The organism is Shinella sp. AETb1-6 (genome assembly GCF_009826875.1).
Classification (GTDB): Bacteria; Pseudomonadota; Alphaproteobacteria; order Rhizobiales; family Rhizobiaceae; genus Shinella; species Shinella sumterensis.
This window is the reverse complement of the sequence record NZ_WUMM01000007.1, coordinates 251,047-276,858: the sequence shown is the minus strand read 5'-3', so window position 1 is coordinate 276,858 and position 25,812 is coordinate 251,047. Positions and strand designations below refer to the sequence as shown.

General features: G+C 64.6%; 19 protein-coding genes. 5 read left to right on the top strand and 14 right to left on the bottom strand.

Translation table 11 applies throughout. The features are described from left to right. Nucleotides 1-209 precede the first annotated feature (209 nt). The 5 genes from GR158_RS15085 to GR158_RS15065 form a co-directional block, all read right to left on the bottom strand. Entirely contained in the window at nt 210-2,636 is a 2,427-nt protein-coding gene (locus tag GR158_RS15085) for an FAD-dependent oxidoreductase (protein ID WP_160871627.1), read from the bottom strand. A gap of 148 nt (nt 2,637-2,784) precedes the next feature. Then, nucleotides 2,785-3,339, bottom strand: a complete 555-nt coding sequence (locus GR158_RS15080) for a sarcosine oxidase subunit gamma (RefSeq protein ID WP_160871626.1) — start codon at nt 3,337-3,339, stop codon at nt 2,785-2,787. Between the two features lie 10 nt (nt 3,340-3,349). After that, nucleotides 3,350-6,307 (bottom strand): sarcosine oxidase subunit alpha family protein, encoded by a 2,958-nt coding sequence (locus tag GR158_RS15075; protein WP_160871625.1) that lies wholly within the window; start codon nt 6,305-6,307, stop codon nt 3,350-3,352. Next, a complete protein-coding gene (locus tag GR158_RS15070) occupies nt 6,304-6,573 on the bottom strand; it encodes a sarcosine oxidase subunit delta (protein ID WP_134650623.1) in 270 nt (89 codons plus the stop codon). Before GR158_RS15070 ends, GR158_RS15075 begins: the two co-directional genes overlap by 4 nt. A 7-nt stretch (nt 6,574-6,580) precedes the next feature. Next, nucleotides 6,581-7,831: a sarcosine oxidase subunit beta family protein gene (locus GR158_RS15065; protein ID WP_160871624.1), complete on the bottom strand. Its 1,251-nt coding sequence runs from the start codon at nt 7,829-7,831 to the stop codon at nt 6,581-6,583. Between the two features lie 159 nt (nt 7,832-7,990). Between GR158_RS15065 and cysQ the strand changes: the two genes are divergently transcribed. Beyond that, entirely contained in the window at nt 7,991-8,818 is an 828-nt protein-coding gene (gene cysQ, locus GR158_RS15060; protein ID WP_371731656.1) for a 3'(2'),5'-bisphosphate nucleotidase CysQ, read from the top strand. Between the two features lie 33 nt (nt 8,819-8,851). On the opposite strand, the gene GR158_RS15055 is transcribed toward cysQ, so the two are convergent. The 4 genes from GR158_RS15055 to GR158_RS15040 all read right to left on the bottom strand — a co-directional run bounded on the left by GR158_RS15055 (nt 8,852) and on the right by GR158_RS15040 (nt 16,927). Further along, nucleotides 8,852-11,941, bottom strand: a complete 3,090-nt coding sequence (locus GR158_RS15055) for an efflux RND transporter permease subunit (RefSeq protein WP_160871623.1) — start codon at nt 11,939-11,941, stop codon at nt 8,852-8,854. Beyond that, nucleotides 11,938-13,011: an efflux RND transporter periplasmic adaptor subunit gene (locus GR158_RS15050; RefSeq protein ID WP_160871622.1), complete on the bottom strand. Its 1,074-nt coding sequence runs from the start codon at nt 13,009-13,011 to the stop codon at nt 11,938-11,940. The genes GR158_RS15055 and GR158_RS15050 overlap by 4 nt, the downstream gene beginning before the upstream one ends. After that, the gene (locus GR158_RS15045) at nt 13,008-14,078 is read right to left on the bottom strand and encodes an efflux RND transporter periplasmic adaptor subunit (RefSeq protein WP_160871621.1); all 1,071 of its coding nucleotides are present in this window, start codon (nt 14,076-14,078) and stop codon (nt 13,008-13,010) included. Before GR158_RS15045 ends, GR158_RS15050 begins: the two co-directional genes overlap by 4 nt. Before the next feature lie 539 nt (nt 14,079-14,617). Then, nucleotides 14,618-16,927 carry a methyl-accepting chemotaxis protein gene (locus GR158_RS15040; RefSeq protein WP_160871620.1) on the bottom strand — a complete coding sequence of 770 codons (2,310 nt, stop codon included), beginning with the start codon at nt 16,925-16,927 and terminating at the stop codon, nt 14,618-14,620. A 363-nt stretch (nt 16,928-17,290) separates the two neighbouring features. On the opposite strand from GR158_RS15040, the gene GR158_RS15035 reads away from it, so the two are divergent. Then, nucleotides 17,291-18,244 (top strand): ring-cleaving dioxygenase, encoded by a 954-nt coding sequence (locus GR158_RS15035; protein ID WP_160871619.1) that lies wholly within the window; start codon nt 17,291-17,293, stop codon nt 18,242-18,244. Between the two features lie 67 nt (nt 18,245-18,311). Then, nucleotides 18,312-18,869: an NADPH-dependent FMN reductase gene (locus GR158_RS15030; RefSeq protein ID WP_160871618.1), complete on the top strand. Its 558-nt coding sequence runs from the start codon at nt 18,312-18,314 to the stop codon at nt 18,867-18,869. A 70-nt stretch (nt 18,870-18,939) separates the two neighbouring features. On the opposite strand, the gene GR158_RS15025 is transcribed toward GR158_RS15030, so the two are convergent. Continuing rightward, on the bottom strand, nt 18,940-20,496 hold the full coding sequence (locus GR158_RS15025; RefSeq protein WP_160871617.1) for a VOC family protein: 1,557 nt from the start codon (nt 20,494-20,496) through the stop codon (nt 18,940-18,942). 158 nt (nt 20,497-20,654) lie between these two features. Beyond that, entirely contained in the window at nt 20,655-20,873 is a 219-nt protein-coding gene (locus GR158_RS15020) for a hypothetical protein (RefSeq protein WP_134650613.1), read from the bottom strand. 646 nt (nt 20,874-21,519) lie between these two features. Here GR158_RS15020 and GR158_RS15015 point away from each other — a divergent pair. Then, on the top strand, nt 21,520-22,947 hold the full coding sequence (locus GR158_RS15015; protein ID WP_134650612.1) for an efflux transporter outer membrane subunit: 1,428 nt from the start codon (nt 21,520-21,522) through the stop codon (nt 22,945-22,947). A 4-nt stretch (nt 22,948-22,951) separates the two neighbouring features. On the opposite strand, the gene GR158_RS15010 is transcribed toward GR158_RS15015, so the two are convergent. Beyond that, a complete protein-coding gene (locus GR158_RS15010) occupies nt 22,952-23,626 on the bottom strand; it encodes a GntR family transcriptional regulator (RefSeq protein WP_160871616.1) in 675 nt (224 codons plus the stop codon). Between the two features lie 115 nt (nt 23,627-23,741). Here GR158_RS15010 and GR158_RS15005 point away from each other — a divergent pair, with 115 nt between their 5' ends. Further along, entirely contained in the window at nt 23,742-24,581 is an 840-nt protein-coding gene (locus GR158_RS15005; protein WP_160871615.1) for a fumarylacetoacetate hydrolase family protein, read from the top strand. Nucleotides 24,582-24,634: 53 nt separating this feature from the next. On the opposite strand, the gene GR158_RS25160 is transcribed toward GR158_RS15005, so the two are convergent. Together GR158_RS25160 and GR158_RS15000 are read right to left on the bottom strand one after the other, a co-directional pair. Next, nucleotides 24,635-24,796 carry a hypothetical protein gene (locus tag GR158_RS25160; RefSeq protein WP_202402287.1) on the bottom strand — a complete coding sequence of 54 codons (162 nt, stop codon included), beginning with the start codon at nt 24,794-24,796 and terminating at the stop codon, nt 24,635-24,637. Between the two features lie 112 nt (nt 24,797-24,908). After that, nucleotides 24,909-25,559 (bottom strand): hypothetical protein, encoded by a 651-nt coding sequence (locus GR158_RS15000; protein WP_134650609.1) that lies wholly within the window; start codon nt 25,557-25,559, stop codon nt 24,909-24,911. Between the last annotated feature and the right edge of the window lie 253 nt (nt 25,560-25,812).

Sequence of the window (25,812 nt, the reverse complement as noted above, 5' to 3'; positions counted from 1 at the left end):
AAATGAATTCCATACCGCTTTCGATACAAAAGGGAAGCCAAAAAAAATCGGATCGACAATTTCTTTGGGCGAAAGCGGTAAATGACGTTATTAACGCCACGATATCCAAAAAAGCGGCAGGAAAATCAGCCCGCCGGTGCAAAATGAAGCACCGCGGCGGCATGACGGGTGGTTCATGACGAAACACCGTCGCGACGCCGCGGCAGGTCTCATTTTCGCATCGTCGCGCTCGTGGGGTCGAAGAGCGGCTCCCGCTGCAGGCGGGCGGGCAGCATCTCCCCGAGGAGCTCGACCGACCAGTCCCCGGTCACGTCGGCGATGTCCTTCGGCACATATCCCACCGCGACCGACACGCCGGCCGCATGCGCATATCCACCCGATGTCACCCAGCCGCGCACGACGCCGTCGAGATAGATCGGTTCGTCGCCGATGACATCGGCATCCTTCGCCTCGAGGATAAAGGTGCACAGCCGCAATGTGCCGCCGTTCTCGCGCTCTAATCTGGCGGCGGCCTTGCCGATGAAGTCCGCCGCCTTGTCCAGCGCGACGAAGCGATCCAGCCGCGCTTCCAGCGGGCCGTAGAGCGGGCGATATTCCCGCGACCAGCTGCCATAGGATTTTTCGAGCCGCAGCGCGTTGAGCGCGCGCAGCCCGAACAGGCGAATGCCGAATTCCTCACCGGCTTCGAGGATCAGGTCATAGAGGTAGCGCTGGTATTGCGGCTTCATCCAGATCTCGTAGCCGAGATCGCCGGTATAGCTGACGCGGCCGACGATGGCGGGCGCCATGCCCAGATCCATGCGCCGCACCGCCATGAACGGGAAGGCCGCCGTCGACAGGTCCTGGTGGGTCAGCTTGCGCAAGACCTCGCGCGCATTCGGGCCGGCGATCGCGAGGCCGACCAGGCCGAGATTGAGGGCCTCGAGCGTGACGGACCCATCCTTCGGCAGATGCGCTTCGAACCAGCGCATGTGATAGTCCTCGGCGATGCCGGAGCCGATGAGCAGGAAATCCCCCTCGCCGAGCTTGGCCAGCGTGAAATCGCCGATCAGCTTGCCATCCGCCTTCAGCATGGGGGCGAGCGTCATGCGGCCGGTCGCGGGCATGCGGCAGGCGAGCAGTCGGTCGAGGAAGGCTTCCGCCCCTCTGCCCTTCACGGCATATTTGGCAAAACCCGACGTTTCCATCAGGCCGACGCTCTCGCGCACCGCCCTGGCCTCCGCGCCGACCGTCTCGAAATCCGTCGATCGCCGCCAGGAGAAATGGTCCTCGACACCTGCGGGCGCAAACCACAGCGGCTGCTCCAGGCCATAGGACGCGCCGAAGACGGCACCGGCAGCCTTCAGCCTGTCATAGACCGGGGTCGTCAGAAGCGGGCGCCCGGCCGGCAGCTCCTCGTTCGGATAGCGGATGGAAAAACGCCGCGAGTAGTTTTCGCGCACTTTGGCATTGGTATAGCCGAGTGTGGCGAAATCGCCGTAGCGCGCCACGTCCATGGCGAAGACGTCGAAACCGGGATCGCCGTGGATCATCCAGTTGGCGAGCGCCAGTCCCACACCGCCGCCCTGGCTGAAGCCGGCCATGACCGCGCAGGCCGACCAGAAATTCGTCATGCCGCGCACCGGCCCGACAAGCGGATTGCCGTCGGGCGAAAAGGTGAAGGGGCCATTGATGATCTTCTTGATGCCCGCCTTGTTGAAGGCCGGAAAATGACGGAAGCCCACTTCCAGCTCCGGCGTGATGCGCTCGATATCCTCTTCCAGCAACTCGTGCCCGAAATCCCACGGCGTGTTGAGCGGCGACCACGGGCGGCAGGCCTTTTCATACGTGCCCATCAGCATGCCGTTGCGTTCCTGGCGGAGGTAGATTTCCCCGTCGAAATCCACGCAATGCATCAGCTCCTTGCCGCGCGTCCGGTTGAACTCGATCACCTCCGGCATGTCCTCGGTGATGAGATACATGTGCTCCATGGCCAGGACCGGCAGTTCGAGACCGACCATGCGGCCGACCTCGCGCGCCCAGAGGCCACCGCAGTTGACCACGTGTTCGGAGATGATCTCGCCCTTGTTGGTGATGACGCGCCAGCCGCCGTCCTCGCGCTGCGCGAGGTCCTCGACCTTGGTGTGAAGGTAGATTTCCGCACCGTTCTTCTTGGCCGATTTCGCATAGGCATGGGTGGTGCCGTAGGGGTCGAGATGACCTTCCACCGGATCGAACACCGCACCGACGAACTGGTCGGGATCGATGAGCGGCATGAGGTCATGCGCCTCCCTGGGCGTCAGCAGTTCCGCCTCCAGCCCCATATAACGGCCCTTGGCGAGGATCGACTTCATCCAGTCGAAGCGTTCCTTCGTCGCCGCAAGCATCATGCCCGACGTCATGTGCAGGCCGATATCCTGGCCGGAATAGTCCTCAATCTCCTTGTAGAGCTCCACCGTGTATTTCTGGAGCTTGGCGACGTTCGGATCGCCGTTGATCGTGTGCATGCCGCCAGCGGCATGCCAGGTCGAGCCGGAGGTCAGTTCGGACCGTTCCACGAGCACGACATCGGTCCAGCCGAACTTGGTGAGATGATAGAGGACGGAGCAGCCGACGACGCCGCCCCCGATGACCACGACCCTGGCATGGCTCTTCATGAAAATCTCCGGCTTGTGACGGTTGAAGGAACGAGAGGCAGTGCGTGAAGGCAGCCTATTTTGTCCCTCGCCGGCCCGACAAGCCCGGGTTGCGAAACCTCATGTCGCTTTATCGATTTCCAATGTCGGGGAGCGGCGCGCAAGCCTGTCAGCGTGTCGCGAAATCGACCGACAGATCGTGGCTGCGCGCCATGACCTTGATGTTGTCCACCAGCGCCTCGGCGAAACTGCGCATGACGACGAGATCGAAGCTTTGCGCACTGGTGCGGGCCAGATTGACCGAAATGTGATGGCACAGAACGTTCGCCGCCCGGCCGACGGGGAAGCTGTCGGCATGAAGATCGACCGCGACGCCGTTTGCCAGGATGCGCGCGGCATCCGGCCCGGTCAGGGTCAGAGCGACCCGGCCATGGCTCTGGTCGATGACGAAAGCCGCATCGCCGAGCCGCACGCCGAGTTCGGCGGCAAGCGTTTCGGGTGCATGGACCTCCGACAGGACCAGCCACTCGCCGGGACCGGAAAACCGGACCTCGAAGTCGCCGTTCGCGACCAGAATGCCGGCCGCCTCGGGCACCCGGCCCGGCGAGGCCAACACCATGGCCATCGCCGTCGCACGGTGGACGGCCAGGTGGTTGGCCCGCCGCTCGGCAATCGCCCCGATCGTCCCGTCCAGAGCATGAACCGCGTGATAGTCGTAAGCCATGCCTGCCCCCCTATGCCGTGAGCTTGCTGTTATCAGGATCGACGAAGACCGGATGGCAGACCTCCGCCATGGTCTCGACACCGCGCAGCCGGTCCCACACCACGATCTTCTCGCCGTAGCGCTCGCGGCCGGACTTGAGGAAGGCAAGCGCGATGGGCATGCGGAGCGTCGGCGAGAAACAGGCGGAACTCACCCAGCCCTGGTCGTTGATCGTCGAGGGCTTGGCGCCGTCCTTCAGCAGATGCGCACCGGCCCGCATCTCCTGGTCCGCCTCCAGCGCCTTGAGGCCGACGAGCTGCGCCCGGTCCGCCGCCGTCAGGCCGAAGCGATTGGAGAGCCGCTTGCCGATGAAATCCGCCTTGCCGGTCCCCATCATGTGGCCGAGCCCGGCATCGTCCGGCGTCACGCGGCCGTCGAGTTCCGCGTGCGTGACATGGCCCTTCTCGATACGCAGCACGTTGAGCGCTTCCACACCATAGGCGCACATGCCGTGCGGCAGACCTGCGCGCATCAGCGCGTCGGCCACCGCCTCGCCGTAGCCGGCCGGCACCGCAAGCTCATAGGCGAGTTCGCCGGAAAAGGAGATCCGGAAGAGCCGCCCCTTGAGATTGCCCTTGAGACGGACCTCGCGGGCGGCCAGGAACGGAAAGGCCGCATGGGAGATGTCGTCCTCCACGATGGACTGAAGGATGACCCGCGCCTTCGGCCCGGCAATCGACATCTGCGCCCATTGGTCAGAGACGGAGAGGAAACGCACGCGCAACTGCGGCCACAGCACCTGCGCCGCGAACTCCATATGCGAGAGCACGCCCCCCGCCATGGCGGTCGTGGTCGTGATGAGAAAATGCGCTTCGCCCAGCCTGCTGACCGTGCCGTCATCGAAAACCATGCCGTCTTCACGCAGCATCAGCCCATAGCGGGCCTTGCCGACAGGCAGTTTGAGCAGCGGATTGCAATAGAGCCGGTTGAGGAATTCGGCCGCATCGGGCCCGAACACCTCGATCTTGCCGAGCGTCGAGACATCGCAGAGACCGGCATTCTCGCGAACGCTACGCACCTCACGGTCGACGCTCTCCCGCCATGTCTTCTCCTCGCCTTTGGCAAACCACGACGAGCGATACCAGAGGCCCGCCTCGATGAAGGCAGCGCCGTTGCGCGCCGCCCAGCCATGCAGCGGCGAGCGGCGAACGGGCATGGCGTGTTCGCCCACCGACGTGCCGGCGAGCGCGCCGAAGGAGACCGGCGTATAGAACGGGCGGAACGTCGTCGTGCCGACCTCCGCGGGACTTACGCCGCGCATGGCGGCGAGAATGCCGATGGCATTGATGTTGCCAAGCTTGCCCTGGTCCGTCGCCATGCCGCCCGTCGTGTAGCGCTTGGCATGTTCGACATGGCCGAAGCCCTCGCGCACGGCAAGCCCGAGATCGCCGAGATGCACGTCGTTCTGGAAATCCACGAAGGCCTTCGACTTCGCGCCCGGCACATGCCAGAGCGCCGTGAACGACGGATCGGGTTCCTCGCCGACCACCGGCGCCTGGAAGCCGGCAGCCTGCCGTCCGAGCGCTTCGACGATATCAGCCGCCTTGCGCGCACCGTCCTCGAGACAGGCCGACAGGCGGTACTGCCCCGCCGCCGCACCGGCGGGCACGAGACCGGCACCGACATCGGGCGCCAGAAAGGCCTGCAAGGCATCCGACCAGACGGGCTTGCCGCCGCGCTGGCAGGCAAGATGGATGACCGGGCTCCAGCCGCCGGACATCGCGACGGCATCGCAGGCGATCAGGTCCTCGAAACCGCCGCGGTCCGCGACGATGCCGCGAAGGCGCGCGCCACCTCTCGTGTCGATGATGGAACCGCCGCGGATGAGACGAACGCCGGCCGGCGCCGCTTCGGCGGCATCCGTCCGGCTGTCGATGAGCGCGGCGATCCCGATGCCTTGCGCGGCGAGGTCGCGTGCGGTGCGATAGCCCGAGGCACCGTTGGTGAAGATCGCGACGGCCTTGCCGGCGGCCACGCCGAAGCGGTTGGCATAGGTGGCGGCAGCACTGGCCGTCATCACGCCCGGCCGGTCATTGCCGCCGAAGACCAGCGGCCGTTCCTCCGCGCCCGAGGCCAGGATGGCGTGCTTCGCCACGATGCGCCACAGGCGTTCGACGGGCTTCACCGCATCCACCGCCGCACCGTGTTTCTGCACCCGTTCGAGGGCGCCGAACACATTGTCGTCGTACCAGCCGAAAACCGTCGTGCGCGGTAGCAAGGTGACATTCGGGCTGTTCTGCAATTCGTCCAGCACGCGGCGGGCGAAGATATAGGGCGCCTCGCCGTCGAGCCGCGTCGTCTCGGAAAGCAGCGTGCCGCCGAGAGCGAAATCCTGCTCGGCGAGGATGACACGCAGGCCGGATCGCGCCGCGACCAGAGCGGCGGCAAGACCGGCCGGCCCGGAGCCGACCACCAGCAGATCGCAATGCGCCCAGCTCTTCTCGTAGGAATCGGGATCGGGTGAAAGATCGGTTCTGCCAAGCCCGGCGGCGCGCCGGATAAGCGGCTCGTAGACCTTTTCCCAGAAGGCCGCCGGCCACATGAAGGTCTTGTAGTAGAAGCCGGCCGACAGGAAGCGCGCCATCAGGCCGTTGACCGCGCCGATATCGAAGGCGAGGCTCGGCCAGCGGTTCTGGCTGGTGGCGACGAGGCCGTCATAGAGTTCGGCAACCGTCGCCTTGGTGTTGGGATCCCGGCGCACGCCGCTGCCGACCGTGACCAGCGCATTCGGCTCGGAGGGGCCGGCCGTCACGATGCCGCGCGGGCGGTGATACTTGAAGCTGCGGCCGACGAGCAGCCGGTCGTTGGCCAGAAGCGCCGAGGCGAGCGTATCGCCGGCATGGCCGGACAGGCTCTTGCCGTCGAAGGAGAAGGCAAGCGTGTGGCTGCGGTCGATCAGGCCGCCGGCCGGAAGGCGATACGCGGTCATCGGTCAACCTCCGTCGCGGCATCGGTCACGGAAAAGACGGCATGGCTGAGATTGTCGCGCTCCACGACGAGCCAGCGCCGGCATCCGGCGACGTGCTGCCAGTGTTCCCGCACGCGGCCGCGCGGGTTGGTCCGCAAATGCACATAGTCGTGCCATGCTTCGTCGGATGCCATGGACGACGGGCGGAGGGGCGTGGCGTCGCCTCGGATCGCGAATTCTTCCTTGGGGCGCGTGCCGCAGTGCGGGCAGGAAATCAGGCTGGCCATGGCGCGCTCAATGCAGGTTGGGCTGGGTGCCGGCACCCGCCTCGTCGATGGGGAAGCCGCGCTCGAAGCGATCGAGCCGCAACGCGCGCGCCACATGGTGGCTCTCGCCCTTGGCGATCAGGTGCGCGAAGCAGAAGCCCGAGGCCGGCGTCGCCTTGAAGCCGCCGTAACACCAGCCGCAGTTGAGATAGAGGTTGTCGATCGACGTACGGTCGGTGATCGGCGAGCCGTCCATCGACATGTCCATGACGCCGCCCCAGGAGCGCAGCACCCGCACGCGCGAAAGGCCGGGGATCATCGTCACCCCTTCCTCCATCACATGCTCGGCCGTCGCGAGATTGCCGCGCTGCGCATAGGAGGAGTAACCGTCGATTTCCGCGCCGAACACCAGCCCGCCCTTGTCGGACTGCGAAATGTAGAAATGCCCCGCGCCATAGGTGATGACATGGTCGATGCAGGGCTTCAGCCCCTCCGTCACGAAGGCCTGCAGCACATGGCTTTCCAGCGGCAGCTTCAGCCCCGCCATGTCGGCGACGCGCGACGAATTGCCGGCAGCCGCCAGCGCCAGCTTGTTGCAGCCGATGAAGCCCTTCGTCGTCTCGACGCCCGTGACCACCCCGTTTTCCCGACGGATCCCCGTCACCTCGCAGTTCTGGATGAGATCGACGCCGTGCCGGTCGGCACCGCGCGCAAAGCCCCAGGCGACCGCGTCATGCCGCGCCGTGCCGGCGCGCCGCTGAAGGAGGCCACCCATGATGGGAAAGCGCGCATGATCGAAGTTGAGGAAGGGCAGCATCTTCTTCAGCGTGTCGCGGTCGAGAAGCTCGGCCGCCACGCCTTCCATCATCATGGCATTGCCGCGGCGGATGTACTGATCGCGCTGGCCGTCATTGTGATAGAGGTTGATGATGCCGCGCTGCGAGAACATCACATTGTAGTTGAGGTCCTGCTCCAGACCTTCCCACAGTTTCAGCGAGAACTCGTAGAACGGCTCGTTGCCGGGAAGCATGTAGTTGGAGCGAACGATCGTCGTGTTACGCCCGACATTGCCCGAGCCGAGATAGCCCTTCTCGATGACGGCGACGTTGCGCAGGCCGAATTCCTTGGCGAGGTAGTAGGCCGTCGCAAGGCCGTGGCCGCCGCCGCCCACGATGATCACGTCATAATGCGGCTTCGGGTCCGGCTCCCGCCAGGCGGGTTTCCAGCCGAGATTGCCGGCGAAGGCTTGCTTGAAGATCGAGAGGGCGGAGTAGCGCATGCGATGTCCCATATGAGATGCGCCACCTTCGCACATGGCGCGCAAACGGCAAGACGGGAGATCGCCGCACCCTGCCCGCAGCGCCGATCTTTCCACACCCGCAGCCGGCCATGTCTTGGCATTTGCTTTCGGAGCGCGCCGGGATTAAGCCATTCCATCATGCACACGGACCTTGCAGAGCTGAAACAGGTGCTGGAGACCGCGGCGCTCGCCGCCGGCCGCGCCATCATGGTTGTCCACGATGCGGGCGCCCATATCCGGCACAAGCCCGACAGTTCCCCCGTGACGGAAGCGGACGAAGAGGCCGAGCAGGTGATCCTTGCGGCGCTCCGCCGGCATTTCCCCGCCATACCCGTCGTCGCCGAAGAGGCCGTCGCCGCGGGAATCGTGCCGGACATTTCAGGCGGCCGGTTCTTCCTTGTCGATCCGCTCGACGGAACCAAGGAATTCGTGGCGGGCCGCAGCGAATTCACCGTCAACATCGCTCTCATCGAAAACGGCGCGCCGATTGCCGGCATCGTCTTCGCGCCAGCGCTTTCCTCCGGCTTCGTGGCGGTGGATAACCGGGCGGAACGCTTCACGGTGACGGACGGCCGGACGATCGCCGAACGACAGGCCATCGGCTGTCGCAAGCATGGCGCGGCAATCACCGCCGTCGCCAGCCGATCGCATGACACGCCGCAGACCGCCCGCTTTCTCGACGATCACGGCATCGATGCCTGCACGGCCATCGGCTCTTCGCTGAAGTTCTGCCTGGTAGCGGAGGGCGTGGCGGACGTCTATCCGCGCTTCAGCCGCACCATGGAATGGGATACGGCGGCGGGCGACGCCGTGCTGCGCGCCGCCGGCGGCGGCACGCGCACGCTGGACGGCGAGCCGCTTGTCTATGGCAAGCGCAACCAGAAGCACGACAGCGACTTCGCCAATCCGGACTTCATCGCCGCGCGAGCCGACTGGAACACGGCCCCGTCACCCGAAACGAAATGACCTCGCTTTCGGCGAGGTCATTTGCAGGTTGCGTCAGGCGGCGGCGACGGGTTCGGGCTCCGGTCCCGGCGTCGCCTCGTCCTTGTCTTCCGGCTTGATGCGGAACCAGGCGATATAAAGCGCCGGCAGGAAGAGCAGCGTCAGCACCGTACCGACGATGATGCCGCCCATCATGGCGTAAGCCATCGGCCCCCAGAACACCTCCCGCGAGATCGGAATGAGCGCAAGACTGGCGGCCGCCGCCGTCAGCATGATCGGACGCATACGGTGTTCCGTCGCCTCCCGCACCGCGTCCCAGGCATGTTTGCCCTCCAGCCGCAGATGCTCGATCTGCACCACGAGGATCACCGAGTTGCGGATGAGGATGCCGATCAGCGCCAGCACGCCGAGGATGGCGACGAAGCCGAGAGGCGCCCCGCTGCCGAGCAGCGCGATGACCACGCCGATAAGCGCCAGCGGCGCCACCGCGAAGACCAGGAACAGCCGCGAGAAGCTCTGCAACTGCAGCATCAGGATCGTCGCCATGGCAAAGAGCATCAGCGGGACGACGGCAACGATGGGCGCCTGGCTGTTGGCGCTTTCTTCAACGGCGCCGCCGACGGCGATGTCATAGCCGGAGGGCAGCTCGGCGCGGAAGGCATCGACCTGCTTTTCCATCTGGGAGACGATGGTGGCAGGCTGCACGCCGCCGGTCACGCTGGCCTTGACCGTGATGGTGGGCTGGCGAGAGCGGCGCCACACCACCGGCTGCTCCATCTCGTAGCGGAAGTTGGCGACGGCGGCGAGCGGCACCGAGGTTCCGTTGGCCGTCGGCAGCTGCAACTGGCGCAGCGTTTCGATCGACTGGCGCTCGCCGGCCTTCGCCCGGCCGATGACGTCGATCAGGTAGGTGTCGTCACGGATCTGCGTGACAGTGGTGCCGCCGACGACGCCGTTGAGCGCAGACGCGATATCCTGTGAGGTCACGCCGAGCTGGCGGGCCTTGTCCTGGAGGACATCGACCTTCACGACGCGGGCGGGCTCGTTCCAGTCATAGACGATATCGCCCAGCCGGTCGTTACGGCCGAGAATCTCGCCGAAGGCCAGCGCCTGCTTGCGCACTTCCTGGATGTCGGGACCGCTGACACGGTACTGGACCGGACGGCCGACCGGCGGGCCGATGTCGAGCAGCTTCACGAGCGCATCCGTGCCGACAAAGGTCGTGCGCAGATAGGCATCGAGATCCGCCTTGACCCTGTCGCGCGCTTCGAGGTCCTTGGTGACGATGACCGTCTGGCCGAAGGCCGGCGACGGGGGCTGCACGTCGAAGGACAGCAGAAAGCGCACCGCGCCCTCGCCCACATAGGAAGACCAGCGCTCGATATCGGGATTGCCCTTGAGCTTTTCCTCTTCGAGCTTGGCGATCTGTGCGTTCGTTTCGGCAATCGAGGCGTTCTGCGGCAGCGCCCAGTCGATGACGAGTTCCGGGCGGTCGGACGACGGGAAGAACTGTTGCTGCACGAAGCCCATGCCGAAGACGGAGACGGCGAAGACCGCGATGGTCGCGACGATCGTGGTCCATTTCCAGCGCATGCAGACATCGAGGATACGGGCGAAGATGCGTCCGAACCAGCCCTTCTGGTCGTGGTGCTGCTTCATGCTCTTGGGCAGGATCGTCACGCCGAGCAGCGGCGTGAACACGACCGCCACGACCCATGACACGACAAGCGAGATCGCGATGACGACGAACAGCGAGAAGGTGAATTCGCCGGCAGCACTGTTGTTGAGGCCGATCGGGATGAAGCCCGCCACGGTCACCAGCGTGCCTGTTAGCATCGGGAAGGCGGTGGATGTATAGACATAGGTCGCCGCCTTGCGCAGCGTATCCCCCGCCTCCAGCCGGGCCACCATCATTTCCACCGCGATCATGGCATCGTCGACGAGAAGCCCGAGCGCGATGATGAGTGCGCCGAGCGAAACGCGCTGGAGCGATATGCCGTCATAATACATGAAGACGAAGGTGATGCCGAGCGTCAGCGGTATGGAGAGCGCCACGACGAGCCCCGCCCGCAGGCCGAGGCTCACGAAACTGACGATGAGCACGATGGCCACCGCCTCGAACAGCGCACGCGTGAAGCCCGACACCGCTTCCTCGACGACCTTCGGCTGGTCGGAGACGAGATGCACGTCGACGCCGATGGGCAGTTCCTCAGACAGCGTTTCGATCTTTTTCTCGACCGCCGCGCCGAATTCCAGCAGGTTCGAGCCCTGCTTCATGCCGATCGCCAGACCGATCGCCGGCTGGCCGTTGAACCGGAACAATGCCGACGGCGGGTCTTCGTAACCCCGCGTGATGGTGGCGATGTCGCTCAGCCGGAAGAAGCGGTTGTTGACACGCAGATTGACCTCGCGCAGGCTTTCCTCCGAGCTGAACTGCCCGCCGACGCGCACGCTGACACGTTCCCCGCCGCCCTGCACCACGCCGGATGGTGCGATTGCGTTCTGCGCCTGCAGCGTCGAGACGACCTGCTGGGTGGAAATGCCGAGCGCGGCAAGCTGGCGCGTGGAGAATTCGAGATAGATGACCTCGTCCTGCGCGCCGATCAGATCGACCTTGCCGATATTCGGCACCGTCAGCACGCGCCTGCGGGCATCCTCGACATAATCGCGCAGCTGGCGCTGGGTCAGGCCGTCGGCGGTAAAGGCATAGATATTGCCGAACACATCGCCGAAGCGGTCGTTGAAGGCGGGGCCGACGACACCGGAGGGAAATTCCCCCCTGATATCGTTGATCATGTTGCGGACGGTCTGCCACGTCGGCGCCACGTCGCGGGCGCGCGTCGTCGGCTTCAGGTTGACGAAGACCAGCGTCTGTCCGGGCGTCGTCACGCTGCGTGTGAAATCGAGCGACTCCAGCTCCTCGAGCTTGCGCTCGATGCGCTCCGTCACCTGCCGTGTCGTCTCCTCGACGGAGGCGCCGGGCCAGGCGGCGCTGACCGTCATGGTCTTGATGACGAAGGACGGATCCTCCTCACGCCCGAGATTCTGGTAGGTGAAGAAGCCGAGCAGCGCGAAGACGATCATGAAATACCAGACAAGCGACGCATGATCGAGCGCCCAGTCCGAAAGGTTGAACTTCTTCATAGGCTTGCCTCGTCTTCGATCTTCACTTTCTGGCCGTCCTCCAGGCTGTTCACCCCGGCGGTGACCACGCGGTCGCCCTCTTTGAGCCCGCTTGAGACGGAGAGATACCGGCCGGCGGCAGCCCCCGTCTCGACGGCGGCGAGATGCACTTCACCCTTCTGCGTATCGACGATCCAGACATGCGGCTTGCCGTCCTTCACGAGGATGGCCGTCTCCGGCACCATGATCGTCGTGAGGTCCGGACCCTCCAGTTCGGCCGTAATCGTCGTGCCGAGCCGCACCGTGTCCGGCGGGTTTTCCAGGGCGATCTTCACACGCCGCGTGCGGGTGACCGCGTCGGCGGACGGCGCGACCTCGCGCACGGCACCCATGACGGTGATGGCAGGATTGATCTGGAGCGAGACGCGGAACCGGCTGCCAACCGCAATGGCGACCGCGGTCTCGGGGATATCCACCACCGCATCGCGCTCGTCCGGGCGGGCAATGGTCACGATGGCCTCGCCCGGCGACACGGTCTGCCCGACTTCCGCCCCCGTGGCGACGACGACGCCATCGAACTCGGCCTGGATTCTCGTATAGGAAAGCTGCTCCTCGGCCTTCTTGAGTGCCGTGCGCGCCCGGGTCAGACCGGCTTCCGCCGCGGCGCGCGATTGCTCGGCGCTCTCGACGGCCGCCCTTGCGGCAGCGTTGGACTGAAGCAGCGTCCGTTGCCGCTCATCGGCCGCCACCACGCTCGCAAGCGTCGCCTCGGCGCTGGACAGCTCGGCCCGTGCGGAGCGAACCGCCAGTTCATAAGCCGTCGCATCGAGCACGGCGAGTTCGTCGCCCTTCGCCACGAGATCGCCGACGTGGACGCTGCGCGAAACCAGACGCCCGGCGACACGGGAACCGAGTGCGGACTGCACCTTCGCCTGCACCGTGCCGGCAAAGCGGGTGCCCGGTAGCGCGACCGGCTTTACCACGGAATACAGCACGGGCCGCGGCGGCGCGGCGGCCTCTTCTTCCTTCTTGCAGCCGGCAAGCGCCGTCGCGGCGATGAGAGCCGCGCTCAGGACAAGGAACCGTCTCATTGGGCTTTCTCCTCGGTCACGGTGATCGTCTGGCCGGGCCGCAGCAGTTTCGTTCCGTCGGTGACGTAGGTCTCGCCTTCCTCGACACCGCCGGAAACCAGTGCCGAGCCCGTTTCGAAGGAGAAGATTTCGACGGGGCGCAGTTTTACGGTGTTGTCCGCCTTGTCGACGATCCAGAGGGCCGGCTTGCCACCGGATTCGGCGAGTGCCTGCCACGGGACGACGACGACACGGCGCGGCGCAAGCGTACCCACACCGAGGACAGAAGCGCCCAGCGTCATCTCCGGCGGCGTGCGGTCCATCGCGACCTTCACGCGCACCGTGCCGGTCTGCGTATCGATGGTCGGCGAGACTTCCCGGACATTGCCCGTGGTCTGCACCTTGTCGTCGCTGAGCAGCGTCACCTGCACGGAATGCTTGGACGGCTGTTCGAAGAACAGGGATTCGTAGACGTTGAACACCGCATCGCGCGGCCCGTTATCGGCGACGGAAAACATGGTCTGCGCCGCCTGCACCACCTGGCCCGCTTCGGCCAGGCGTGCCGTCACGATGCCATCGGCCGGCGCGCGAAGTTCCGTATAGGAGAGCACATCCTTCGCCGTATCACGCTGGGCGATGGCGGTTTCGCGCGCGCCCTCGGCGGTGCGCAGCGCCGCCTCGGCATCGTCGAAATCGCGCTGTGTGCTGATGCCGTCATCGAGCAACGATTTCTGGCGGTCGAAATTGGCGCGGGCGAGCTTGAGCTGCGCTTCCGCCGCCTGCACGCCGGCTTCGGCCGCCTCGACATCCGCCTTCTGTTCCTCGGGATCGATCCGCGCAAGGACCTGGCCGGCGCGAACGGCATCGCCGACATCCACGAACCAGCCCGTAATACGGCCGCCGACGCGGAAGGAGAGATCGCTTTCCACCCGCGCGGTGACCTCCCCCGTGATGGAGACCGTCTGCTCCCGCTCCTCGAAATGAATAGGCGCAACATGAACCGGATGCGCCAGACCATCCGCGCGGGCAGGCAGGCAGACCAAGGACAGCGCCAGCACAGTCAACATCATCATGCCGGATCGGGTCATCGTCATCTCCAACTGCGGAACACCCACTTAATGTGGGTCCTCATTATATCGAGAAGAACAATCTGGCAAGCGACGGCACAACTGGACGACGCGTTCCATGTTGATGAATTCTGACGCAGTCTTGAGGAAAGTCCAACCACGAAACGCTGAGGCTGGAAATTTGGAAGACGGGCGTTTCGTACCCATCCCCAAAGGGCCATGCGGCCATCGCTTAAAACAATAAAGCCGCCGGCAATCCCGGAACCTTGCTGGTTCCTTCAGGCTGCGCGGCGGCTTGATCGGAGCACCGTTTTTCGGACGCTTCTATCTCGGTCCCCTCTGGACCTGAAACCAAGGAAGCAGGAAGCGTGCCAGCTTCGTTATAACCAATAAAATATAAATAATTCAATGTTGTAAATGAGACCCTAAAATAGAACCTCTATGCCTTCGCACCAAAACAGACCAAAATTCATGCAGCGCACAAAACTTAAGCACGCTTTTCGATGCAGTTGCGAAAGGCGGCTCTCCGTGGCCGCCCTCCTGACGTCTGACGGCAAATCTCAGAATTCTTCCCAATCCTGCGCGGCGGCCTGCCCGCCGCGCATCGCCGCGACGAGCTTGTTGCCGAGCGCACGGGCGCCGGATGCGACGGGACGGTGTTCGCCCGCCGATGCGATCGTCGGGCGCGCAGCAATGTCGCCGCCCGTGCCCAGACGGAACTGCGCGACCAGTTCGTTGAGTGCGGCGGCCTCGCTTGCCAGCGCGTGGCTTGCGGCGGTCTGCTCTTCCACCATGGCCGCGTTCTTCTGCGTCCCCTGGTCGATGGAGTTGACGGCGGCGTTGATCTCGTGAAGGCCCGTCGACTGCTCGCGTGCCGAACGCACGATGGCCGCAACGTTCTCGTCGATCTCCTGCACCTGGTTGACGATCTGCGCCAGCGCCGAGCCGGTCTCGCCGACAAGCGCCACGCCGAGATTGACCTGCTCGCCGGACTTGGTGATCAGCGCCTTGATCTCCTTGGCCGCATTGGCCGAGCGCTGGGCAAGTTCGCGGACCTCCTGCGCGACGACCGCAAAACCCTTGCCGGCCTCACCGGCGCGCGCGGCTTCCACACCGGCATTGAGCGCCAGCAGGTTGGTCTGGAAGGCGATCTCGTCGATCACGCCGATGATGTTGGAAATCTCCCGCGACGAGGTCTCGATGCCGCTCATCGCGCCCACGGCCCGGCGAACCACGTCGCCGGACTTTTCCGCGCCGATGCGGGTGCGCTCGACCAGTTGCCCGGCATCCTCCGCACGCTTTGTCGCATCCTTGAGCGACGTGGTGATCTGCTCGAGCGCCGCCGCGGTCTCCTCGACGGAGGCGGCCTGCTGTTCGGTGCGCTGGGCAAGATCGTTGGAGGCCGTGCGGATTTCCGCGGATCCGGCCTGGATCGCATTAGCGTTGCCGCCCACCGACCGCAGCACGGCCTGCAGCTTTTCGACGGAGGCGTTGAAATCGTGGCGCACCTGATCGAGCGAACCGGCAAAGCTCTTCTCGATCCGACAGGTCATGTCACCGTCCGCCAGCTTCTGCAGGCCGTCGGCAAGGGCCTCGACGGCCACGCGGGTCTGACGCTCGCGCTCGGCGGCCTCTTCGGCGCGCTGCCGGCGCTCCTCTTCGGAAAGGGCGCGGCTCTGTTCCGCCTCCCCTTCCAGGCGAACCTTGGCGAGCGCGGCATCGCGCAGCACGGCAAGCGAGCGCGCCATTTCACCGATCTCGTCCTGACGCGTCGATTCGGAAAGGTCCGCGTCCATGCGACCCGCGGCGATCGCGCTCGTCGCGTTGATCACCTTGGCGAGGCGCTTGCGGAAGCGTGCGGCGAGAGCCCAGCCGATCGCCGCCATGAAGCCCGCCGCGATGGCGATCACGACGATGGACGTGGTAGCAAGCGACGAGACGCTTGCGAAAAGCACCGATTTGGGAACGGCGACCACGGCAAACCATGTCGTATCCGGCGTCAGCGGAATTGGCACGGCCACCGCCTCGAGCGCCACGCCGGCAGGATCCGCGATCTCCTTCACCGCCCTTGGATTGGCGATCAGGTCCTGCCACGCGGCGGTGTCGAGCCCCGAATCGGCCAGCGACTTCCCGAGGAGAGCGGTATCCGGATGGCTGACGATGCCGCCGTTCTGGCTGAGCAGGGCAACGTAACCGGCACCCAGCGGCTTCAGCTGCATGACGTCGCCGGCCAGTGCATCCAGCGCGATATCCACGCCGGTCTCGCCGAGGAACTTGCCGTCGAACAGCAGCGGCACCATGAAGGACGTCATCAGCACGTTCTTGCCGCCGACGGCATAGCTGTAGGGCTCGGTCAGGAAGTCCTTACCCGTGGCCTTCGGCACCTGGTAATAATCCCCGGGACCGGGCTTGTCGTAATCGACCAGCGCTTCCAGGCCGACCTTGCCTTCGCTGCGCGCGAAATAGGGAACGTAGCGGCCCGTGGCGTCATGGCCGGGCTTGCCCTTGTAGGCATCGTCCTTGCCATCGAAGGCATTCGGCTCCCAGCCGGTGCTGACGCCGAGGGCGAAGGCATTGTCGGCCATCAGCCGCTCGAAGATCAGGTTCATCGTCTCGCGGCTCGGCGCGCCCGTCTCCTTCATCGCATAGAGGGTGGAGCGCATGTTCCAGCTCAACGCCTTGACCTGCGCGAAATAGGTCTCGACCTTGCCGGCACTGGCCTCGGCGGCATTGACCATTTCGGAAATCGACCGTTCCTCAACCGCCCGATAGGAAAGCCAGACCAGGACACTTGCGGTGGCCACCGTCGTGGCGACACCGGCTGCCACGATGGCGAGCATGTTTCTGGCAGTCGCAGTTTTGGGCAGCATACATCGTCTCCTGAATTGGGCGCATCGGCGATCGGTGGGAAGGCTCGGACATGCCGCCGCGAGCGGCCCGGAGAGACGAAATTCATTTCGCAACGATAAACGTAAGCATGTGCTGGTTTACGAAACGATAAAATTTAACGGAACGATTTGCGTCGCACCAAAAACATGCCCCTTGCACGGGAACGCAACGACCGGATTTCCCCTTAACCAACGATACGGCAGAAATGGCCGTTCAATAAAAGTGAACAATCCGTTCGTCCCGCCCGGGCTTTCGGGAAATGCGGCGACAAACGATATTCGGACCAACGACAGGCCTCGCCCCGAGGCCGCCCGATGTGCCGGAGTTCCGGAGAGGAGTTCAACATGACCATGCAACTGACAGGCATCCATCACCTGACCGCCATCACCGCGAATGCGCGCGAAAACCTGCGCTTCTATACGAAGGTTCTGGGCTTGCGCCTCGTCAAGAAGACGGTCAACCAGGACGATACCAGCGCCTACCACCTATTCTACGCCGACGGCCTTGCCTCGCCGGGCTCCGACCTCACCTTCTTCGACTGGCCGGTCGGCCATGAGCGGCGCGGGACGCACAGCGTCTCCCGCACAGGCCTGCGCGTCGCCAGCCTGACGTCGCTCGAATGGTGGAAGGCACGCCTTGCCGAACACAAGGTCAAGGCCGGCGACATCCGCGACGTCGCGGGCCGCGCCTCGCTCGACTTCGAGGATGGCGAAGGCCAGCGCTTCCGCCTGACCGTGGACGATGCCGGCGCGCCGTCCAATCCCTGGGACAGGAGCCCGGTCCCGGCAGAACACCAGATCAAGGGTCTTGGCCCGATCACGCTCAGCGTGCCTGACATCCGCAACACGCAGGCCGTGCTCGTGCAGGTGATGAACATGCGGGAAACCTCGACCTATCCCAACCCGGATGGCGAGGGCGATGTTCATGTCTTCTCGATGGGTGACGGCGGCCCGGCAGCCGAACTCCACGTGGCCGTCGAACCGAACCTGCCGGCAGCCCACCAGGGTGCGGGCGCCGTGCATCACGTCGCGTTCCGCGCGCCTGATGTCGAGGCCTTGCATGCCTGGACGGAGCGGCTGCGCGGCTTCCGCCTGCCTTCCAGCGGCGAGGTCGAGCGCTTCTACTTCCGCTCGCTCTACTTCCGCGAGCCGAACGGCATCCTGTTCGAGATCGCGACGGACGGCCCCGGCTTCGCCGTGGACGAACCGCTCGAGACACTGGGCGAAAGCCTCTCGCTGCCGCCCTTCCTCGAACCGCGCCGCGCGCAGATCGAGGCCCGGCTGAAGCCGCTTGCCTGACTTGACCGAGACCCCGGCGCGACGAACAATCCGCCGGGGTTTTTTTATCCATGAACGGAGACACGAGATGACAAAACTGGTCGCTATTTCCGGTAGCCTGCGCAAGGGATCCTTCAACACCGCGCTGCTGCGCGCTGCCCTCGGCATGGCGCCGGAGGGTGTCACCATCACGGCGGGCTCCATCCATGGCATCCCGCTTTACGACGGCGATGCGGAAGCCGCCGATGGCATTCCCGAAGCCGTCGTTCGCCTTAAAGACCAGATCGCCGAGGCCGACGGCGTGCTGCTGTTCACCCCCGAATACAACAACGGCATTCCCGGCGTCTTCAAGAACGCCATCGACTGGCTGAGCCGCCCCTCCTCCGACATCCCGCGCGTGTTCGGCGGCAAACCCTTCGCCATCACCGGCGCCTCCCCCGGCAATTTCGGCACGCTCCTGTCGCAGGAAGCGTGGCTGCCCGTGATGCGCACGCTCGGCACGGTGCCGTGGTTCGGCGCGAAGCTCATGGTCTCGCGCGCCGGCACCGTCATCCAGGATGGCGCCATCGCCGACGAAGCGACAGAGAAGAAGCTGCGTGATTTCGTGGCGGGTTTTGCCGCCTTCGTGCGCGATTACAAAAGCTGACGTCTCCATTCCACCGAATCGAAAAGGGGCGTGTCCTGCGACACGCCCCTTTCCGTTTCTACGTCCGGTATCAGCCGATGACGCGTTCCTTGTAGGCCTTCGCCAGTTCGAGATCGGCGGCGCCGATATCATGGCCGGCGCCAAGCAAGGTGTTTTCCACCGTTGCGCCTGCGGCCTTCAAATGCGCCTCCAGGTCCCCCGCATAGCGGCCGTAGGGATCCGACTGGCCGGTAATCATCAGGACGTTGGCGCCCGATAGATCGGCCTTCGGCACGGTTTCCAGCACATTCATGCCACGCAGCAGCACCGCGTTGCGGATGAGGCCCGGATGCAGGAGCATCACGGCGCCGATCATGTTGGCACCATTCGAATAGCCTACGAACAGCGTCTTGTCCGGGTTCAGCCCATAGGCGGCATTCGCCCCCTCCATGAAGGCCGCGAAGGCTTCCGCCTCCTGAACGATGTCCTTCTGGTCGAAGGTGACGGCGGTCAGGCGGCGGAAGAACCGCGGATAGCCCTCATCGGCGCTGCGGCCGCGGGGGCTCAGCAGCACGGCGCCCGGTGCGAGCCGCGCACCGAAGGGCAGAAGGCTCGTTTCGTTGCCGCCCGTGCCGTGCAGCAGCACGACGGCGGTGCCATCGGGATTTTCCGGATTGTGTACCCGATGGGCGAAGGGAAGGTCTCTTTCACGCATTCTTTCTTCTCCCGGCAGTGAAAATTGCGGAAGCCGAGCCCGGACATCCTCCGGGTCGGCGCGGAAATGCCTCGGCACGAACAGTCGTGTGCCGAGTGTCTCAAGCGGTTCATCCACCGTCATGCCCGGACCATCGGTCGCGTATTCGAGGAGCGAACCGCCCGGCTCGCGGACATAGAGCGAATAGAAGTAGGTGCGGTCGTGCATGTTGGTGTCGCCCGCATCTTCGTTCGCCAGCCGGCCGGCCACGGCTTCCACCGCGGCGCGATCGGGTGCGCGCAGCGCGATATGGTCGATGGTCCCCGTGCCTGGCGCCGACGTCCAGAAACCGCTCGCATCGCGGATATCCAGGATATCGCCGGCGTCACCGGCCAGCCGCAGGATGCCGTTCGCGTCGGCGACCTTGCGGAAACCGAAATGGCGCTGAATGAAGTCGGCCGTCGCCGCCGGCGCCTCCGACAGGATGGTTGCACCCCTGACACGCTGGATCGCGTCCGCCGCTGCGATGTCTTTCAAGACATGCGGGGCCGGCCCCTCGACATCCGCCTCGCCGACAAGCTTGACGATGATGCCGTCGGGATCCTTCAGGCGCAGCACGGCTTCGCCGAATTCCTGCACGGGACCGGTCATCGCCACATTGTAGCGAAGCGCGCGCGTCAGCCAGAAGCCGATGGCCTCCGGCTTGATCGAAAACGCGATCTCCGAAGGCTGGCCGAGCCCGACCCGGCCGGGAGAACCGTCCTCCCACGCCAGGAACGTGATCAGCGAGCCGGGGCTTGCGGCCGCGTCGCCATAGAAGAGATGAAGCTGGTCGGCGTCCTCGTAACCGGCCGTCCGCTTGACGAGCCTGAGGCCGAGAAACCCCGCATAAAAATCGACGTTCTCCTGGATTTTCCGGGTGATCGCCGTGATGTGATGGATGCCGCTGGTCATGGGGCACCTCCTTTCACGGTGAGAAAATCAGGATTTGCCGGGTCGCGCCAGCCGAGTGACGGTGAATGCATTGTTCACAAAAAGAGACCGGCCTCGCGATAAACGAGGCCGGTCGTCAACCGACACAAGACAGTGCCGGTCCATCCGATATGGATCGCTCAGGCAGCCGCGATTCGTTCCGGCGGCAGTGCCCGGGTGGCGGCAGATGGATTGCTGAGGAGGCGGCGGATCGCCGCTCGCACTTCTTCTGCCGAGGAAAAACGCTGGGAATCCAGATCCCAGACGGAATACTTGACGGCAACGAACTTCAGCCGATCCTCATCCGGAACGACGACGCCGACGGCTTCACCACCGATTTCGATAACCTGCTTTTGCATAACAACTCCTGCCGTACCGGAGGCACAGCCAATTCTCTTTGCGATGAATTCGAAGAGGGTACTCGGATCACATTCGGCAGAACGCCGTATGCACTTTCCCTGTAATCGTTTCACGACAGGAGCTCGCCACGCGCACGGAGGCGATGCATTCGATATCGTACATGACACACTCCCTTTGGTTGGCGCCGACACCCAAACCGGATGTCAGAGGCGGACCGGATCAAAACAGCATGCGGCCCTCATGCGATGCTGCGATAGTTAATCGTCGGTGTGGCTCCTGTCAAGGAAATTCGCAGCATTTTGAAAAAAAATACCATCGAATCCACGAGACAACGCGAAACACAAAATAATGTTCGCGCTCGCAGCATTATGCAGAAAAATATGTCACAAAGACGAAAATTGGCGGGCATATCGATGACGCAACCCAGCGGCGTCACGCGGCTTGTCAACTTTCGCGAGGCGCGTATAAAATCCTCCTTAGTCGTTGCAGGGCGGACACACAGCCCTTGCGAAGCGGGGGAAAAACGCTGTGGGACCATTCTTTTTTTGAAAGGAGGCTCGATCTTCGAGCCAATTATAAATAAAGGATGAATCAGCAATCCGTTCCGTTAAGATAAGCCGAGATGGCCGGCAGGGTAGTGTGGCAATGAATTTCACCAGAGCGTTTTTTCCGCTGAGCATGATTCTCTTGTCCGGCTGTGTCGTCGGTCCGGATTACCAGAAGCCGGATGCCGTGCTGCCGGCCAAATTCTCCGAGAGCAAGGCAGCCAGCGCCGAAAACGTCACGCTGAACCCCTGGTGGGAATCCTTCCGTGACCGGCGCCTGAACGACCTCGTGCACCAGGGCCTCGCCGAGAACCTTTCGGTCCGCCAGGCGCTCGAGCGAATCACGGCCGCCGAAGCGAACGTCGTCATCGCGGGCGCCGGCGCCCTGCCGAGCCTCGGCGCGTCGGCCGAAGGCAACGTAGGCGGTCAGGACGGCAGCTATCTGCGCCGCACCACCGGCAACGACCATTCGGAAACGAAGTCCATCAGCGGGGGCCTGAGCGCATCCTGGCTGCTCGACTTCTTCGGCCAGTATCGCCGCTCGAAGGAAGCCGCGACCGCCTCGCTCGATGCGGCCTATGACGACGTGAACGTCGCGCGCCTCGCCTATCTCTCCGATCTCGTGTCGAGCTATGTGAACGCGCGCTATTATCAGGAGGCGCTGGCGCTCAACCGCAAGAACCTTGAGTCGCGCCGCGAGACGCTCAAGCTGACCAACGAAATCAAGGAAGCGGGTGCGGCTTCCAGCCTCGACGTGCTGCAGACCGAAGGCCTCGTCAACCAGACGCTCGCCGAGTTGCCCGGCCTCGAAACCGGCTTCCATCAGTCCGCCAACCATATCGCGACCCTTCTCGGCGTTCCCGCCAGCACGATCACGGCCAGCCTGATCAAGGGCTCCGCCCAGCCGATGCCGCGTTATTCGACCCGCGTCGGCATTCCGGCCGACCTGATCCGCAACCGCCCGGACATTCGTGCCGCCGAACGCCGCCTGCAGGCCGCGACGGCCGAAATCGGCGTGGCCGAAGCGCAGCTTTACCCGAGCATCGAGCTCGGCGGCTCGATCGGCGCGTCCCGCAACTTCAACCTCGTGACCGGCAGCGTTTCGAACTGGTCGTTCGGCCCCTCGCTGAGCCTGCCGATCCTGAACGGCGGCGCGCTCAAGGCGCAGGTGAAGGCCGCGCGCTCGAATGCGGAACAGCAGTACCTGACCTGGAAGTCCACGGTGCTGAACGCGGTCGAAGAAGTCGAGAACGCCCAGACCGCGCTCATTCGCGACGGCCAGACGGTCGCCGCCCTGCGCAAGGTGGTCAATTCCTACGAGCAGACGCTGAACCTCGCCCGCGAAAGCTATCGCGGCGGCGCCAGCACCATCCTCGATGTGCTCGATGCCGAACGCAACGTGGCCTCGGCCCGTCTGTCGCTTGCATCCGCAATCCGCCAGCTGGCCCGCGACTACGTCGCCCTCAACGTGGCGATCGGCGGCGGCGCGGAGATCGGCGCAGCACCAGCAACGGTCGCAAGCAAGTAGGCGATCAGGGCTCGAAGAAATTCGCGAGCATCGCGGCGGTTCTGCCGTAATGCTCGCGAAGCGCTTCCGCGGCACCGTCCGTATCCCGCGCAAGCGCGCGCTCCAGCAACTCGCGATGCTCTCCCAGCACATCCCGCGCCGCGCCCGACACGCTGACGGACATGCGGCGGTAGCGGTCGGCCTGTAACGACAGTTTCCCGCAGATTTCCAGCAAGGTCGGCGAACCGCAGGCCGAGATCAGCGCGGCGTGGAACGCACCATGCCGCGCCTCCCAGTCCTCGCGCATGACCGAGGGCATGCCCTCCCGACCCTGCGGAATGCGCGCCAGAAGATGGTGCGCGGCCACGACACGCGCTTCCCAGTCCGCATCGCCCTTCATCACCGCAAGCCGCAACGCCTCGCCCTCGCACAATTGCCTGGTCGCCGTGATGTCGCGCAGCTCGGCAAGCGACAGACGCGCGACGCTGTAGCCGCGATGATCGTCCAGCACGGTGAAGCCTTCCGCCGTCAACCGCGCCAGGGCCTCGCGGACCGGCGTCACGCTCATGCCGCACAAGGCCTGGAGCGACGAGAACCGCAGGCGTTCGCCGGGACCGAAATGCCCGGTGCGGATCGCCTGCCGAATGGCATCATAGGCATCGCCGGCGCGCGTACCCGCCCCGTCCCGATTCTGCGTCATCGACACCTCCTGTGCAAAATCCGAAGGATTTTCGAAAATCGTTGACTTGATGTACGGCAGCGGGGATGGTGTCCGCAATCGAAATCGGCAGGGCCGGCAATCAAGGGAGATCGTCATGAAACTGGTGCGCTTTGGCGCGGCGGGCGCGGAAAAGCCCGGCATCATCGATGCGGACGGCAAGATCCGCGACCTTTCGGGCGTCGTTCCCGATCTCGCCGGCGCGGTCCTCGGCCGCGAAAGCCTTGCGCGTCTGCGTGCAATCGATCCTGCAAGCCTTCCGCTCGCGCCGGAAGGAAGCCGCTTCGGACCCTGCGTGGGCCGCGTCGGCAATTTCGTCGCCGTCGGCCTCAACTATGCCGACCACGCCGCCGAAAGCGGCATGGCCGTGCCAAGCGAACCCGTGCTTTTCAACAAGGCCCCCTCCTGCATCGTCGGCCCCGACGACACGGTCCTCATTCCGCGCGGCTCGGAAAAGACCGATTGGGAGGTCGAGCTTGCCGTCGTCATCGGAGAGCGCGCCTCCTACGTGTCGGAAGCGGACGCGCTGAACTATGTGGCAGGCTACTGCATCTGCAACGATGTTTCGGAACGCGCCTTCCAGACCGAGCGCGGCGGCCAGTGGACCAAGGGGAAGGGCTGCCCGACCTTCGGGCCGATCGGCCCATGGCTGGTGACGACCGACGAGGTGGACACGAGCGATCTTGCCATGGCGCTGAGCGTCAACGGCGAACGGGTGCAGGACGGTTCTTCAAGCACCATGGTCTTCAAGGTGCCGTTCCTCGTCCATTACATTTCGCAGTTCATGATCCTGGAGCCCGGCGACATCATCACGACGGGCACCCCTCCGGGCGTCGGCATGGGCATGAAGCCGCCGCGTTATCTCAAGCCCGGCGATACGATGGAAGTTGCCATTGCGGGCCTCGGCGTGCAGCGCCAGAACGTCGCCGCCAGCTAATGTCGTCGAGATGATTCGGAAGGGGCCTGCGGGCCCCTTTTTCGTGCCGGCGGTCAGTGCACCGTTGCGGGCGAGATTTCGTCCTCGAGGATCCGGAAGGCCTCGCTGAGCGCGGCCACCAGAATATCCGTCAATTCATCGGCCTCGTTTTCGAGGAGGAAGAGCGCGACCGCCGTATTGTCCGGATCGCTGTAGTGTTCGAGGTCGTTCGACATATCATTTGTCCCCATTCCAGCCGGCACCATCCCGGTTAACGGAAAGTATAGGAACGCAGGCTTGCGCATGGCTTGTGCCGGAAAGGCACAGGAGAGGCAAGGCAAAAAGCCCTCAGCCGCACCAGGATTGGTGCTGTCCGTTCCATGGCCTTGCCAGCCCCTCGCTGACAAGCCGGTGGCCGACCGACTGGCCGCCGCGCAGCACGAGATGCGGTGCAGCCCCGGTTTTTCCCGCGCCCGCGCCGCGGGCGGCGACGAGCGTCACGTTGCCCTCGTTGAGGATTTCCCGCAGGCGCAGCTTGGCGTCCCCGCCTCGCAAACGCTCGGCCTCGCAGCGTGCCTTGTCGATGGCCGGCACATCGATATCGGCAAGCCGCACCTTGCGGCCGGCATAGAGGATGGTGCTGCCGTCCAGCACGCAGTAATCGGTCTGCGTGGTGCAGATGAACCATTTGCCGGAGAATGCCGGAAGCGCCTCCGGCATCGGCACGGCTTCCGCTTTTTTCTCTCCGACGGCCAGCTTGGGGCGCGGCAAGGCAGCTTCGCGGTGCTCGACCTTGCGGCTATCCTTGTCCTTGCGCTCGATGGAAGCGGTGCGAACCGCCGAAGACCCCTTCTCGGGGCCCGGAGGCATGTTGTCCATGTAGAGCATGCCGCCGACGATTGCCGCGCCGAGCACATACCACGGCGCCATGCCGCCCTTGCGCGCGCCTGCACTTCGCCGCGTACTTGTCCGCTTCTTTCTTTTCGTCGTCTTTGCCATGGCCTTCTCCTGGCCGAGACAGTGCGACGATCTCTTGAAGATATGGTTACCGGAAAATGCAAAGGCACAGCATAGGACGGAAAGCATGCGAGAGGCGCAGAGGGCGCTGAAAAGCGGGCGCCTCGCCATACACGCCACTTCAACGCGCGCGGGAATCCCCGATTTTCCGGGGCTTCCCGGCCCCGGGCTTCACCGCAAATTAGTAATAACAAGGGAACGCGCTTGCACCCCCATGCCCTGCCGTGCCAGTGCT